Source organism: Hymenobacter cheonanensis (genome assembly GCF_030581075.1).
Lineage (GTDB): Bacteria > Bacteroidota > Bacteroidia > Cytophagales > Hymenobacteraceae > Hymenobacter.
The window spans coordinates 204,508-218,960 of record NZ_JAUQSW010000002.1 but is presented as its reverse complement, the minus strand read 5'-3'; the positions used below and the strand labels follow the sequence as shown (position 1 = coordinate 218,960).

The 14,453-nt window shown below is 60.3% G+C and carries 15 protein-coding genes and 2 tRNA genes; 13 read left to right on the top strand and 4 right to left on the bottom strand.

Annotated features, from left to right (window positions below; genetic code table 11):
- Nucleotides 1-74 precede the first annotated feature (74 nt).
- From Q5H89_RS04515 to Q5H89_RS04500, 4 genes are all read left to right on the top strand, one after another.
- The gene (locus tag Q5H89_RS04515) at nucleotides 75-1,862 is read left to right on the top strand and encodes an ABC transporter ATP-binding protein (RefSeq protein WP_305018109.1); all 1,788 of its coding nucleotides are present in this window, start codon (nucleotides 75-77) and stop codon (nucleotides 1,860-1,862) included.
- Between the two features lie 145 nt (nucleotides 1,863-2,007).
- Nucleotides 2,008-2,526, top strand: coding sequence for a GyrI-like domain-containing protein (locus Q5H89_RS04510; protein WP_305018108.1), 519 nt, complete (start codon nucleotides 2,008-2,010; stop codon nucleotides 2,524-2,526).
- Between the two features lie 215 nt (nucleotides 2,527-2,741).
- A complete protein-coding gene (locus Q5H89_RS04505; RefSeq protein WP_305018107.1) occupies nucleotides 2,742-3,896 on the top strand; it encodes a zinc-dependent alcohol dehydrogenase in 1,155 nt (384 codons plus the stop codon).
- Between the two features lie 12 nt (nucleotides 3,897-3,908).
- Nucleotides 3,909-4,424 (top strand): hypothetical protein, encoded by a 516-nt coding sequence (locus tag Q5H89_RS04500; protein WP_305018106.1) that lies wholly within the window; start codon nucleotides 3,909-3,911, stop codon nucleotides 4,422-4,424.
- A 90-nt stretch (nucleotides 4,425-4,514) separates the two neighbouring features.
- Here the strand turns inward: Q5H89_RS04500 and Q5H89_RS04495 are convergent, their stop codons facing one another.
- The 3 genes from Q5H89_RS04495 to Q5H89_RS04485 form a co-directional block, all read right to left on the bottom strand.
- Nucleotides 4,515-5,168 (bottom strand): hypothetical protein, encoded by a 654-nt coding sequence (locus Q5H89_RS04495; protein WP_305018105.1) that lies wholly within the window; start codon nucleotides 5,166-5,168, stop codon nucleotides 4,515-4,517.
- Nucleotides 5,169-5,288: 120 nt separating this feature from the next.
- Nucleotides 5,289-5,362 (bottom strand) — tRNA-Pro (locus Q5H89_RS04490).
- A 121-nt stretch (nucleotides 5,363-5,483) separates the two neighbouring features.
- Nucleotides 5,484-5,557 (bottom strand) — tRNA-Pro (locus Q5H89_RS04485).
- Between the two features lie 217 nt (nucleotides 5,558-5,774).
- Here Q5H89_RS04485 and Q5H89_RS04480 point away from each other — a divergent pair.
- Nucleotides 5,775-6,179 carry a hypothetical protein gene (locus tag Q5H89_RS04480; RefSeq protein WP_305018104.1) on the top strand — a complete coding sequence of 135 codons (405 nt, stop codon included), beginning with the start codon at nucleotides 5,775-5,777 and terminating at the stop codon, nucleotides 6,177-6,179.
- A gap of 90 nt (nucleotides 6,180-6,269) precedes the next feature.
- On the opposite strand, the gene Q5H89_RS04475 is transcribed toward Q5H89_RS04480, so the two are convergent.
- Complete coding sequence (locus Q5H89_RS04475) at nucleotides 6,270-8,066, bottom strand: ABC transporter ATP-binding protein (protein ID WP_305018103.1); 1,797 nt, start codon at nucleotides 8,064-8,066, stop codon at nucleotides 6,270-6,272.
- 277 nt (nucleotides 8,067-8,343) lie between these two features.
- Between Q5H89_RS04475 and Q5H89_RS04470 the strand changes: the two genes are divergently transcribed.
- From Q5H89_RS04470 to coaE, 8 genes are all read left to right on the top strand, one after another.
- Nucleotides 8,344-9,438 (top strand): Glu/Leu/Phe/Val dehydrogenase dimerization domain-containing protein, encoded by a 1,095-nt coding sequence (locus Q5H89_RS04470; protein ID WP_305018102.1) that lies wholly within the window; start codon nucleotides 8,344-8,346, stop codon nucleotides 9,436-9,438.
- Nucleotides 9,439-9,636: 198 nt separating this feature from the next.
- Complete coding sequence (gene nusB, locus Q5H89_RS04465) at nucleotides 9,637-10,806, top strand: transcription antitermination factor NusB (protein WP_305018101.1); 1,170 nt, start codon at nucleotides 9,637-9,639, stop codon at nucleotides 10,804-10,806.
- Nucleotides 10,807-10,849: 43 nt separating this feature from the next.
- Nucleotides 10,850-11,161 carry a YtxH domain-containing protein gene (locus Q5H89_RS04460; protein WP_305018100.1) on the top strand — a complete coding sequence of 104 codons (312 nt, stop codon included), beginning with the start codon at nucleotides 10,850-10,852 and terminating at the stop codon, nucleotides 11,159-11,161.
- A gap of 80 nt (nucleotides 11,162-11,241) precedes the next feature.
- Complete coding sequence (locus Q5H89_RS04455) at nucleotides 11,242-12,246, top strand: isocitrate/isopropylmalate dehydrogenase family protein (protein ID WP_305018099.1); 1,005 nt, start codon at nucleotides 11,242-11,244, stop codon at nucleotides 12,244-12,246.
- A gap of 61 nt (nucleotides 12,247-12,307) precedes the next feature.
- Nucleotides 12,308-12,814, top strand: coding sequence for a DUF1573 domain-containing protein (locus Q5H89_RS04450; protein WP_305018098.1), 507 nt, complete (start codon nucleotides 12,308-12,310; stop codon nucleotides 12,812-12,814).
- Between the two features lie 115 nt (nucleotides 12,815-12,929).
- Nucleotides 12,930-13,268, top strand: a complete 339-nt coding sequence (gene yajC, locus Q5H89_RS04445) for a preprotein translocase subunit YajC (RefSeq protein WP_305018097.1) — start codon at nucleotides 12,930-12,932, stop codon at nucleotides 13,266-13,268.
- Between the two features lies 1 nt (nucleotide 13,269).
- A complete protein-coding gene (locus Q5H89_RS04440) occupies nucleotides 13,270-13,731 on the top strand; it encodes a hypothetical protein (RefSeq protein ID WP_305018096.1) in 462 nt (153 codons plus the stop codon).
- A 112-nt stretch (nucleotides 13,732-13,843) separates the two neighbouring features.
- Nucleotides 13,844-14,443 (top strand): dephospho-CoA kinase, encoded by a 600-nt coding sequence (coaE, locus tag Q5H89_RS04435; RefSeq protein WP_305018095.1) that lies wholly within the window; start codon nucleotides 13,844-13,846, stop codon nucleotides 14,441-14,443.
- Nucleotides 14,444-14,453: the final 10 nt, after the last annotated feature.

Here is a 14,453-nt window from a genome sequence, read left to right as displayed (position 1 = left end):
AGTACACGCGCAAGCGGTAAGAAGCGGCGCGCCCGGCAACGAAACGTGCCGACCTTTGTTAGCACGTTACTTATATGGACCCAACCTCTGCTACCAAAACCGGTCAGGTATTCGACTGGCAGGTGCTGCGCCGCCTGCTCACCTACGTGAAGCCCTATCGCGGCACGTTCATCGGCCTCATCGTGCTCACGGTGGCCACGGCCGTGCTCGGCACCGTGCGCCCGGCCCTCATCCAGCGCATAGTCGATGTTGATATTACTAACAACGACTGGGCTGGCCTCAACCGCTCCACGCTGTGGCTGCTTGGGCTGCTGCTGGTGCACACGCTCGTCAGCTACCTCCAGACCTACTACGGTGGCTGGCTGGGCCAGTACATCGTGCGCGATATCCGGGCCGACCTCTATCGTCATTTGCTCAGCCTCAAGCTCAGCTTCTTCGACCGCACGCCCATCGGGGTGCTCGTCACGCGCAATATCTCGGACGTGGAAACCCTGGCCGATGTCTTCAGCGAGGGCCTGGCCGCGATGGTGGGCGACTTGCTGCAAATAGTCTTCCTCATGATTTTCATGTTCTGGACCAACTGGCAGCTCGCCCTCATCAGCCTCTCAGTTATCCCGCCGCTGCTCTTTAGCACCTACGTGTTTAAGGAGAAGGTAAAAGGTAGCTTTCAGGAAGTGCGCAATGCGGTGGCCAAGCTCAACAGCTTCGTGCAGGAGCACCTCACGGGCATGAACGTGGTGCAGATTTTCAACAACGAGGAGCGTGAGTACCGCAAGTTTGAGGCGATAAACCAGGAGCACACCAAGGCTAACATCAAGTCGGTGCTTTACTACAGCATCTATTTCCCGGTGGCCGAGGTGCTGGGGGCCATTGGCGTGGGCCTCCTGGTGTGGTACGCCGCTCAGGGCCAGGTAGCGGGCGTTATCTCAAAGGGCGAGCTGATTGCCTTCATCATGTATAACGCGCTGTTTTTCCGGCCTATCCGCCAGATTGCTGACCGCTTCAATACCCTCCAGCTAGGCCTCGTGAGCACCGAGCGCCTGCTCAAGCTGCTCGACAACGAGGACCTGATAGCCACCTCCGGCACCCAGCCCGTGCCCCAGCTGCAGGGCGAGGTCGAGTTCGACAAGGTATGGTTTGCCTACAACGAGCCCGAGTGGGTGCTGAAAAATATCAGCTTCCACGTGCAGCCCGGCCAGACTGTGGCCTTTGTGGGTGCCACCGGCGCCGGCAAAACGAGTATTATCAACCTGCTCAGCCGCTTCTACGACATTCAGCAGGGCCACATCCGGGTCGATGGCCAGGACCTGCGCGAGTATGACCTGAGCCAGCTGCGCCGCCAGATTGGCGTGGTGCTGCAAGACGTGTTTCTCTTTGCCGGCTCCATCCGCGACAACATTACGCTGGGCAACAAGGAGATAAAGGACGCCAAAATCTGGGAAGCCGCCGCCCTGGTGGGCGCCGAGCGCTTTATCGGGCGCCTGCCCGGCGGCCTCGACTACCCGGTGATGGAGCGCGGCGCCACGCTCTCGGTGGGGCAGCGCCAGCTCATCAGCTTCGTGCGGGCCCTGGTGTACGAACCGCGGGTGATTGTGCTCGACGAGGCCACTTCGTCGGTCGATTCCGAAACCGAGGAGATGATTCAGCACGCCATCGACAAGCTCATGGAAGGCCGTACCTCGCTTGTTATCGCCCACCGCCTCAGCACCATCCAGAAGGCCGACCGCATTATTGTGCTCGACCGCGGCGAAATCAAGGAAACCGGCACCCACGACGAGCTGCTGCGCCTCGGCGGCTATTACGCCCAGCTCTACCGTATGCAATATGCTAGCAGTGAGCAGTTAGCAGCAAACAAGGAATAATAAAATTGTCTGTCCTTGCGAGTGCAACGCAGTGAAACGCGGCAATCTTTCCTCTTAATTAGATTGGCACCCCTAGCGGGAAGGGCGTGAAGGAAAGATTGCCGCGTTTCACTGCGTTGCACTCGCAAGGCCATAAAGTAAAAACATGCGTTTCTTTTTTCCCCTCGTGCTCATCTTCACGGCCATCGGCCTGAGCATCTATGCCTACCTGGGTGGGCTGCGCACCCCTAGTGTGGCCCTCGAAACCACGGCCGCGTCGGTGCTGCTGGCCGGCCAGCCCTTTTACGGCAAGGTCGATGACAGCCGGTTTGGCGAGCTATTTCGCACGGCCAAAAACTGGCAGGATGCCCACCCCGGCCAGCCGCTGGCCAACCTGTACTACAATAACCCCGAATCGGCGCACGATTCTATCCGGGCCTTCGTGGGCGTGCTGGTGCCCGACACGGCCGCCGCGCTGCCCGCTGGCTGGCGCTACCGCGTGGTGCCGGCCGGCCGCCGCGTGGTGGCCGCCCGTGTGCAGGGCGTAAGCTTTTTGCTAGCCCCAGGTAAGCTTTATGCGGCTGCCCAACAGCATATTAAAGACCAAAAATTGACCGGCGAACCGTTTTACCTTGAGCAGTTTGGGCCTAATGAAGACGACGAACTGCGGGTGGGGGTGAAGTAAAAAGGACGGTCTTTAGCCTGTGCGGATACTACCGGCAGCCCCAGGATTTATACGGGGCTAGCGATTTACTAAACGCGATTACTACGTAATTATCAGTAATAAGCGCATAGAAGTCAGCTTTAAGCAGCTGAAATGAGTACTCCCTAGCAGCAGCGCCGCCAGTAACGACTACTGGCGGCGCTGCTCGTTTTACATCATTAGAAAGGAGAGCGCTCATGCTAGCTATGGAATACCGCGGCCCGAAACGAATTCGGATCACTCAAAAGCCGATGCCTGAAATCTTGCATCCCGAGGATGCGATTGTGCGGGTAACCCGGTCCTGCATCTGCGGCTCCGACCTGCACCTCTACAACGGCAACGTACCCGATACGCGCGTGGGCCAAACCTTCGGGCACGAATTTACGGGCGTGGTGGAGGAAATCGGCTCGGAAGTAACCAAGCTCAAGGTGGGCGACAATGTGCTGGTGCCGTTCAACATTGCCTGCGGCAAGTGCATTTTCTGCAAGCAGGGCTTGTTTGGCAACTGCGCCGAAGCGGCGCCCCAGGCTTCGGCGGCGGGCGGCTTTTTTGGCTACTCGCACATCACGGGCGGCTACAACGGCGGGCAGGCCGAGTACGTGCGCGTGCCTTATGCCAACGTGAGTCCCACCGTCATTCCGCCCGGCATGGACATTGAAGACGCCGTGCTGCTCACCGACGTGGTGCCCACCGGCTACCAGGCCGCCGAGATGGGCGGCATCCAGACCGGCGACACGGTTGTGGTATTTGGCGCGGGCCCCGTGGGTATTATGGCCGCGCGCTGCGCCTGGCTGTTTGGGGCCGGCCGCGTCATCATCATCGACAAAGAGGAATACCGGCTGGAGTTTGCCCGCAACTACTCGAAGTGCGAAGCCTACAACTTCCTGGAAATGGACGACCCGGTGGTCTTCATCAAAAAGCAAACCGACTGGATTGGGGCCGACGTCTGCATCGACGCCGTAGGGGCCGAGGCCGCCGGCAACGCCCTGCAAACCATTACGGGCCGTAAAACGCTGCTGCAAGCTGGCTCGGCCACGGCCGTGCACTGGGCCATCAACTCGGTACGCAAGGGCGGCGTGGTGTCTATCGTGGGCGTGTATGGCCCTACCGATAACCTTGTGCCCATCGGCAACGTGCTGAACAAGGGCATCACCATCAGGGCCAACCAAACGGCCGTGAAGCGCCACCTGCCCCGCCTCATCGAGCACGTGCAAAACGGCATTCTCAACCCAAAGGGCCTCATTACCCACCGCCTGGCGCTGGAAGACGTGGCCGATGGCTACCGGATGTTCTCGGCCAAGCTCGACAACTGCCTTAAAACTGTCCTCATCCCGGCTACCGCCGGCATGTAACGCGCTGCTCTTATGGAACCCATCACCCACAATCCGTCGCAGCTTCCGGGCTGGAACATCGACGCCGACCCCGAAAACGACCCCACGTACCCGATGCGTACGCGCACCCCGGACGACCACAAGGGCTACTCCTGGGAGCGCCCCACTATGCAGCCCGTCACCATTGAGGTGCTGCAGTCCATCGAGCGCCCCGGCATCACGGCCGTATTTGGCACTTCCATGCCCCCTAGCGGCCTCAGCGGCGTTATCCGGCGCTTCGCCTTCAAGTACAGCGAAAGCAATTACCTGCACTGGCTCCCGCTGCTCTTCGCCGACCGCGTAAACGTGGTAGAAGGCGTGCTCAGCGACCTGGCGCACGGCCACGTGCCCAATATTTTTGCCGAGAAGGGCTACCCCGTCGAGTGGAAATACGATAAGAAAGGGCTGATACTTAAGCTAGCCACGTTTGCGGCTGTGGTGGCAGGCGCTACGGTGCTGCTCACGCGCGATAAATCGCCGAAAAGCAAGCCCGGCCGCGCCGGCCGCTAGACTTTGCAAGCTATTGTAGGCAGCATTATTTCTACCACTAAAAAGCCTTCGCTACATTGGGTAGCGAAGGCTTTTTAGTGCTAGCGCAGCCTAGCGCCCGAAGTAAAAAGTGCCGCTGAACAGCAGCTGGCTCAAACCAAAGCCCGCGCCGAACGAGGAAATAGTGTCCCCGTATCCATCGGCGGCCTTATCGGGCTTCACCGTAAGGTGCGTGTAGGCGAGGCTGCCAATTGAAGCGCCAAAGCTCAGTTTCGGAATCGGGAAAAACACGATACTGGGCGTAAGGCCGACATACGCGCCATCGGTCGTAATGTTGGTGCCCTGGGCACCTATACCCGGCTGAAAATCATTCTCATAGCCGCCCGCCAGGGTGCCCACCAGGCCAAACTGGTCAGTCACCATCTTGTAGTACTGCACAAAGGGGCCCACGCGCAGGCGGGTTGTGGGCGTTGTGGTGGTAGTGGTGCCCACATTAGAGTAGCTATTGGCCGCCGTATAGCTGAAATTCACCCCTAGCGCAAGGTTATTGGCTACAAATAAACCCAGATAGGGGTTGAGGGTCAGGCTATTAGTTGTGTACTTGGTGGTGTTGCTGATGCTGCCCGTTTTTACGGTTATTTCTTCGCTACTCGTGGTGTAGTTAACCGCGCCACCTAGTTGCAGGGTGCCGGCTTTAATGGGCGTTTGCGCATGGCTAGCCTGTGCCAGGGCACACAGCGCCAGCAAAGAGAAAATCTTCTTCATAAATAAATAAGTAGATGGGATTTTGCGGGCCTAAGGTAACTTAGCTAAAGTGGCCCCGCAATGAAATGTCATAAAAAAAGCCCGGCCCTTCTCTAGCGAGAAGGGCCGGGCTTTTCGGTGTCGGGGTGGCAGGATTCGAACCTACGGCCTCGTCGTCCCGAACGACGCGCGCTACCGGGCTGCGCTACACCCCGAGTACTAAGCGAAACCGATGGGGCGGCTCCGCGTCGGGAATTCCAAATAAAGAAAGTTGGCCTAAAAAAGCCTCCGACCCGAAGGTCAGAGGCTTTTTCGTGGGGCAAACTTGCTCCTCGGTCGGAGTGGCAGGATTCGAACCTACGACCTCCAGCACCCCATGCTGGCGCGATACCAGGCTACGCTACACCCCGAGGGCATTTGGAGTTGCAAAGGTAGGGAAACAAAGCGTATCTCCGCAAATACGGCGCCTTTTTTTTGCCCGCCAGCCCCGCAAACGGAGCTAAGGCGGTAGTAGGCAGCGACTAAAAATGTTGTGGGCTGCCGATGAAGTGGCATTCTTTGTGCTGCTGTACCTTTACCCGACTAATTCAACTACTCCCGAAATTCAGCTTTATTTCACGTTACTTTATGAAATCACTACCCCTGCTGGCGGCGGTGCTGCTGGCTCCGCTCGGGCTGCTGGCCCAAACTACCCCCCCGGCCAAGCCGGCGCCTGCGGCCACTGCCGCCCCGGCCCAAACCACCCCCGCGCCCCTCGCGCTAGCCCCGGTAACGCCCGCGCCTGACCCCAACGCGCTCAAAATCAAGGTTGACCAAAACCCCATCGCTCACACCCTCACGGTGCGCTGCGATGCGCCCGGCCCCACGCGCTTTGAAATCAACGACAAAGAAGGCCGCCCGGTGCTTACCAAAACCGCGATGGTGGGCACCACGCCCCTGGTAATGAAAGTAGGCACGCTGCCCGCCGGCCCCTACGTGGTGCGCTGCACCGCCGGCGAAAAGCGCGGCACCAAGCTGGTGCAGCTGCAATAACGCCGCAGGGGCTAGCCCGTTTCCCGGCCCAAAAAACGAAGAAGCCTTCCCGCAGCTAGCGGGAAGGCTTCTTCGTGGGTAGGTGGTAGGCTATGAGGTAGCAGCCTCAGTTTGGAGCTGGCGCTCGTAGAGGGCGCGGTAGAGGCCGCCGGCCTCGGCCATGAGGGCGGCGTGGGTGCCGTGCTGCACTATCTGACCGTCATCGAGCACGAGAATCTCATCGGCTAGCTTCACTGAACTCACGCGGTGCGAGATGATGAGGCTGGTGCGGTTTTTCATCACCCGCTGCAGGCTGTCGAGGATGGCGTTCTCGGTCTTGGTATCGACGGCCGAGAGCGAGTCGTCGAGAATCAGAATTTTGGGCTCTTTCACCAGGGCGCGGGCCATGCTCACGCGCTGCTTCTGGCCGCCCGAGAGCGTGATGCCGCGCTCGCCCACCTTGGTATCGAAGCCTTCGGGGAAGCGGATGATGTTGTCGTACACGTCGGCATCGCGGGCGGCCTGGGCCATGCGCGCCTCGTCGGGCTGGTCGAGGCCGAAGTTGATGTTGTTGCGAATGCTGTCCGAAAACAGAAATACGTCCTGCGGCACGTAGCCGATTTGCTCGCGCAGGCTCGTGAGCGAGTAGTCGCGCACATCGGTGCCATCTAGCCGGATATCCCCGCTCGTGACGTCGTAGAGGCGGCACAGCAGCGCGGCAATCGTGCTCTTGCCCGAGCCGGTGTTGCCAATCACGGCCAGGGTCTGGCCCGGCCGAATGCGGAAGCTCACATCGCGCAGGGCCCGGATGCCGGTGTCGGGGTAAGTAAACGTGACGTGGTCGAAGACAATTTCGCCGGCGATTGCCTGGCTGATGTGCTGGCGCGACACGATATCGGTTTTCTCATCCAGAAACTCGTTGATGCGGGCCTGCGAGGCCTCAGCGCGTTGCACCAGGGAGGAGGTCCAGCCCAGGGCCGTTACGGGCCAGGTCAGCAGGTTGACGTAAATAATGAACTCGGCAATGCTGCCCGTGGTGATGGTGCCCCGGATAACCTCCTGGCCCCCAATCCAAACCGTGACGATGGTGCTGATGCCCACCAGGAACATAATGAGCGGGAAAAACAGCGAGTTAACGAAGTTCAGGCTCAAGGACTTGTCTTTGTACTCGTTGGTCGAAACCTGGAACTGCTCATAGGAATCCTGCTGGCGCACGAACGACTTGAGCACCCGAATGCCCGAAAAGGCTTCCTGGGTAAAGGTCGTCATGGCCGCCAGGGCCTTCTGGATGTCGTCCGACTTCTTCTCAATCAGGTTGTTAACGTAAAAAATACTCACCGACAAAATGGGCAGCGGCAGCAGCGTGAGCACCGTCAGCTTCACATTGACGAGCAGCATGAGCGGCACCACGAGCACAAACAGCAGCACGAGCTGCAGAAAATACATGATGCCCGGCCCCAGGTACATGCGCACGCGGCCCACGTCTTCGGAGATGCGCGACATGAGGTCGCCGGTGCTGTGGCGGCGGTAAAAGGCGAGCGGCAGCGACTGGTAGTGCTGGTAAATCTGGTTTTTCTGGTCGTTTTCGATGCGCCGCGACATCACGATGAGCGTTTGGCGCATGAAAAACAGGAAGATGCCCCGCAGCAGGGCTAGCGCAATAATGACCATGCCGTAGAACAGCACGTTGCGCCCAAACAAGTGGTACACCCCCGCCTGCGCCTGGGTGCCGGCGTAGAGGTGGTAGAGGTCGATGCCCTCGTTCACCAAATCGAAGGAGTAGCGCACGAGCTGGGCCGGGAAAATGGTCAGCAGCGTGCTCAAAATCACAAAAAGCACTCCGCCGAGGAAATGCCATTTGTAGCGGAAAATATGCGGATTGACGGCAACCAGGGCGCGGGTGGGCATAAGCAGGGGAGGGGCCGGGGCCGGAAAACCGGGCCGCAACCGAAAAAAAACGGGTACTTTTGTGGCCGCAACGGCGTTCGGCCTGTCACAACTTAACGTTGGTCATGCTGAACGCAGTGAAGCATCTCGCTAGGGTCGGTGGCATGGCATACACCTATCGAAGCGGCCAAGATGCTTCACTGCGTTCAGCATGACGACCAAGTACTAGACTAGTACCTGAACAAAGTTACACCTCACTCTTCCCTCCCATTCCCACCCATTTTTCCTTTTTAACCCTATGGTACTCGACGCGCCTACCCAGGCTGCCGGCTCCATTTTTGAGCAGGTCGCCGAATTTCAGCACGAGCAAGTGGTGTATTGCCACGACCACGAGACGGGCCTCAAGGCCATTATCGGGATTCACAACACGGTGCTAGGCCCCGCGTTGGGCGGCACCCGCATGTGGCACTACGCCACCGAGGCCGAGGCCCTGCGCGACGTGCTGCGCCTGAGCCGCGGCATGACCTACAAGGCCGCCATCTCGGGCCTGAACCTGGGCGGTGGCAAGGCCGTCATCATCGGCGACGCTAAGAAACTGAAGAACGAAGCGCTGCTGCGCAAGTTCGGCCGCTTCGTCAATAACCTGAACGGCAAGTACATCACGGCCGAGGATGTGAACATGACCACCAAGGACATGGAATACATCCGCATGGAAACCAAGCACGTGGCTGGCCTGCCCGAGAGCATGGTCGGCAGCGGCGACCCCTCGCCGGTGACGGCCTACGGTACGTACATGGGCATGAAGGCCGCCGCCAAAAAAGCCTTCGGCTCGGACAGCCTGGCCGGCAAGCGCATTGCCGTGCAGGGCGTGGGCCACGTGGGCACTTACCTGCTGGAGTATCTGCAAAAGGAAGGGGCTAGCCTCGTCCTCACCGACTACTACGAGGAGCGTGCCTACGAGGCCGCCAGCCGCTTTGGCGCCGTGGCCGTGGGCCTGGAGGAGATTTATGACCAGGACGTGGACATCTACTCGCCTTGCGCGCTAGGGGCCACGATTAATGACGACACCATTGCTCGCCTGAAGTGCCGCGTCATCGCCGGCTCGGCCAACAACCAGCTAGCCCGCGAAAATGAGCACGGCCCCGAGCTGGTGCGCCGCGGCATCGTGTACGCCCCCGACTTTCTCATCAACGCCGGCGGCCTCATCAACGTCTACTCTGAAATAGTGGGCAGCACCCGCGAAGGTGCCCTGGCTCAAACCGAGAGAATTTACGACTACACCCTGCAAGTGCTCGACAAAGCTGAGCAGGAAAACAGCCACCCCCAGGCGGCTGCCATTCGCCAGGCCCAGGAGCGCATCGAAGCCGTGGGCCGGGTGAAATCGACCTATTAAAAAAGAGTTATGCCTAAAAATTCGTTTGTCATTGCGAGCAGAGCGAAGCAATCGCCCCAGAACGAGTCGTTCGGGTATCGTGTGGGTGCGATTGCTTCGCTGCGCTCGCAATGACAAACGATTTTTTACAGTGCAACGCTGAACAATAAACAACGAACCAACGAAATGCTAAACCGCCGTCTTCTCCGCATCAAAGTCATGCAGGCCCTTTACGCCTACCAGCAAGCGGTTGCCGCCGATTTGCTGCTGGCCCAGGACCTCATTGCGGCGGCTTTTGTGCCCGACCTTGCCGCCGATGTTGCCCCCGACCGCCGCCTGCTCGAAGGCCAGCGCAAGCTGGGCGAGGCGCAGCTGCGCGAGTGGCACCGCACCGGCGAAGTACCCGAGTCGGGCTCCGACGACAAAGCGGTGGCCGCGGCCGTGAAAAACGCCATCGAGTACTACGAGCGGCTGGTAAACAAGGAAGCCAATTTCTACGGCGGCCAGCTTATGCACGGCGCCGAAAGCATTCACGACCAGTATCTGCACCTGCTGAACATGCCGCAGGCGCTGCTCCAGATAATCATGGAAGACAACGAGCGCGAGGCCCGGCGCTTCACCGGCCCGCGCTTTGAAGCGAGCGACACGGCGCGCCTGTTTGAGAATGCGGCCTTTGCCAAGCTCAAGGAAAACGAGCAGCTGCTGCAAACCACCATCAAGCGCAAGCTGCAATGGACGGACAGCGAGGAACTCGACGCCCTGCGCGAGGCCTGGCAGAAGGAGATGAAGCCTGACGAAACCGTGCAGGCCTACCTGCAAGGCAAAAACACGGGCCTGGCCGAGACCGATTACGAAACCGATATGGAGCTGGTGCGCCACCTCTACAAAGACTTCGTATTCAAGGGCGAAGCCCTGCCGCGCTGGCTCGAAAGCAACGACCTGAACTGGGAGGAAAACCGCCCTATCGTGCGCAACCTGGTGCTGAAGACGCTGAAAATGCTGCCTTACGCTGCCGATGAAAAGCAGGAGCTGATGAACCTGAGCGCCAACTGGCAGGACGACCGCGACTTTGCCGAAACGCTCTACAAGCAGACCCTGGCCGACGATGCCAAGTCGGAAAAGCTCATTGCGGAATCAACCCAGAACTGGGATGTGGAGCGGGTAGCTTTGCTCGATAAAATTATTTTGAAGATGGCGCTCTGCGAGATGCAGCTCTTCCGGGGCATCCCGGTGAAGGTGACCATCAACGAGTATATCGAAATCAGCAAACTCTACAGCACCCCCAAGAGCAAACAATTCGTAAACGGGATTCTGGACAAGCTGGCTCAGGATTTGGCGGCTAGCGGCGAAATCCGTAAGTCGGGCCGGGGCCTGCTGGATAACCAGTAACGCATTCTTTCTTAACACTTTCCCTTTTCATACCCTTTCCCAAATGGCTAGCAAAACCACCACCGGACTGTTGTGCTTCACGGGCGGCGCCCTGGCCGGGGCCGCCATCGGCCTGCTCTACGCGCCCGAAACCGGCCGCGAAACCCGTTCCTGGCTCAGCTACCAGCTGGAAAAATACCGCTCGGTGCTCGCCGACCTCACCGAGAGCCTCGTGACGAGCCGCGACAACACCCCGTCGTCGGCCAAGAGCGAAGGCCAGCGCGTGATTCAGGACGCCAAAAGCAAGGCCGAGCAGCTGCTGGGCGATGTCGACCAGCTCATCAGCCAAATCAACTCGCGCCGCGCGCTCAACTAATTGGCGGCGGGAGCGGCCGGGCCAGCCCCGGCCGCTCCCGCTTGCTTTGTACCCCCTGCTCTCTCGTTAGTCCCTTTTTTATGCATCTCGTAACCCTTATTCCCGGCGATGGCATTGGCCCGGAAATCACCCGTGCCGTAGTCGATATTTTTACCGCCGCCCAGGTACCCGTGCAGTGGGAAACCCACAACGCCGGCGAAACCGCCCTGGCCGAAAGCGGCGCCCTGCTGCCCCAAACGCTGTTCGACTCGCTGGAGCGCACCCGTGTAGGCCTGAAAGGCCCCGTGACGACGCCGGTGGGAAAAGGCTTTAAGAGCGTCAACATCTCGCTACGCCAGAAATACGACCTTTATCAGAACGTGCGCCCGGCTAAGACGACGCCCGGCGTCGACACGCCGTTTAAAGGAATTGATTTGGTGCTGTTTCGCGAGAACACCGAGGGCCTGTACGCGGGCCTGGAGATATACGACGAGCGCCTGGGCATTGCCGACACCCTGAGCCGCATTACGGTGGATGGCTGCCACAAAATATGCCGGGCCGCCTTTGCCTACGCCGCTAAAAACGGCCGCAAGCACGTAACGCTGGCTCACAAGGGCAATATCATGAAAAATGCGGGCCGCCTAATGATTGAGGCCTGCAAAGACGCTTCGGCCGAGTACCCGGAGGTGACGTTTTACGACGAGCGCATTATCGACAATATGTGCATGCAGCTGGTGAGCAAGCCCCAGCAGTTCGACGTGATTGTGACTACCAACTTGTTTGGCGACATTCTGTCGGACCTCTGCGCCGGCCTGGTGGGCGGGCTAGGCGTGGTAAGCGGCGCCAACATTGGCGACAACATGGCCATCTTCGAGGCCGTGCACGGCTCGGCCCCCGACATTGCCGGCCAGGGCAAAGCCAACCCCACCGCCCTGTTGCGCTCGGCGCTGATGATGCTGGAGCACCTGGGCGAAAATGCTTATGCTGAGCGCATTGAGGCCGCCCTCAACGAGACGCTGCTGCACAAAGAGCAGTGCACCGGCGACCTGGGCGGCCGGGCCTCGACCACCGAGTTTGCCCAGCACATCATCGACAAGCTCAAGTAACCGTTTTTAAACCCGAAACCACCCGGCGCGGGCTAGCCAGCCCGCGCCGGGTGCTGCGTATATGCTGCGTTCTACTTTTTATTCGCTTGCCGTGGCGGCCCTGCTGCTAGGCAGCTGCAACCGCGACAAGGCTACCGACGCCGGTACCCAGGGCATGAATGCCGCCGCCGACGACGCGGCTGCCGATGCCAAGGCCAACCCCACCGTGGACAACCCCAACGTGGCCAGCGACACCGAGGCCCCCAACCCCGATGCGCCGGTGCTGACCTTCGCCGAAAAGCAATTCGACTTTGGTGATATTCAGCCCGATAGCAAGGTGCAGCACGTCTTCAAGTTCACCAATACCGGCAAAACGCCCCTGCTCATTGCCGACGCCACGGCCAGCTGCGGCTGCACCACCCCTAGCTGGACCAAGGACGCCGTGGCGCCCGGCGCCACCGGCGAAATGGAGGTGCAGTTTGACAGCCACGGCAAGCAGGGCCTCATCAGCAAGCAGGTGAACGTGCGGGCCAATACCCAGCCCAGCACCACCACTATCTACATCAAAGGCAACGTGCTCACGAAGTAGCCTGCCGGGCCGCAGCGTAGGCTAGCCAGCACATTTTGCCGGGCCCGCCTACCTTGCGGCCCGTTTGTTTTTGCTTGCGGCAGCACGCCCTTCCTACGCTTTTTTGATTTCTTCCATGACTTTTCTGACCCTTCTGCTCCAAGCTTCGCCTAGCGGCGGCGTTATGCAGCTCATCTTTCCGGTGGCCATCGGCCTGGTGCTATACTTCTTCATGATTCGGCCGCAGCAGCGCAAGACGACCGAGGCCAAGGCCTTTCGCGAGTCGCTGGTGAAGGGCACGCGCGTGGTCACCATAGGCGGCCTGCACGGCCTGCTGGTAGAGGTAGGCCCCGAAACCGTGCTGCTCGAAGTAGAGCGCGGCCAGCGCCTGCGCTTCGACCGCAGCGCCATTGCCCGCGTGGCTGGCTCGGCTGCGGCCGCCCCGGCCGATAGCACCACGCCTGCCGCCAGCTAATATGCGGCCCACGCCGCCCCCCATCGGCAGTGGCCGGGCGGGCCAGGTGCTGCGGCGCCTGGCTAGCCCGCTGGTAGGCCGCGAGCCGAGCTTTTACCGCGCCGTGCTGATTTGCTTCTTGATATCCAGCACGTTGTGGATGCTGCGCTCGCTCAGCAACAGCTACACTGCGCCGCTCAACTACCCCGTGAGCTGGCACTACAATGCCCGGCGCTACCACCCGGCCCGGCCCCTGCCGCCCACCGTGCCCATTGAGGTGCGGGGCAATGGCTGGCGCCTGCTCAGCCGCGCCGTGGGCCTGCACCTGCTGCCCGCCGAGGTGCGCCTGCGCCTGCCCGGCACGCCGCCCCAGCGCTCGCCGCTAAGGCCGCCGCTGCGCCGGGCGCTGGGCACCGTGCGCCTGGTGCGCCTGCCCGCCGACTCGGCCACGTACTACCTGGTGCCGGGCGGCGACTCGCTTTAACTAATTGTGAGTTATGAGTTAGAAGTTATGAATCATGAGTTGCTACTCATGGTTTCGTAAGTAACTTAATATCAGCTCATAATTCATAACTTCTAACTCATAACTCACAATCATGCTTCGCATCGGCATCACTGGCGGTATTGGCTCGGGCAAGAGTGTGGTGGCGCGGGTATTTGCCGCACTGGGCGTGCCGGTATACGACTCTGACAGCCGGGCCAAGCACGTGATGGCCAGCGACCTGGTGCTGCGGGCGCAGCTCCAGGAAGCGTTTGGCGCCGACGCCTACGATGCGGCCGGCCAGCTCAACCGGCCTTACCTGGCCAGGGTCGCTTTCAACGACGCCGCGCAGCTAGCCCGGCTCAATGCCCTGGTGCACCCGCGCGTGGGCGAGGATTTTGCCGGCTGGGCCGCTGCCCAGGCTGCTGCGGGCGCCCCGTATGTGCTGAAAGAAGCCGCGCTGCTCTACGAGTCCGGCTCTTACCGCGGCCTGGATGGCATTATCACCGTGTTTGCGCCGGCCGGGGTGCGGGCTGCCAGGGTGCTGCGCCGCGACAGCCACCGCTCGGCGGCCGATGTGGAAGCCATTATGAGCAAGCAGCTTAGCGAAGACGAAAAGCTGGCCAGGGCCGACTACGTGGTCTACAACGACGACTCGCAGCTGGTGCTGCCCCAGGTACTGGCGCTGGATGCGAGGTTTAGAAAAGCACTTTGAGCAAGGCGCG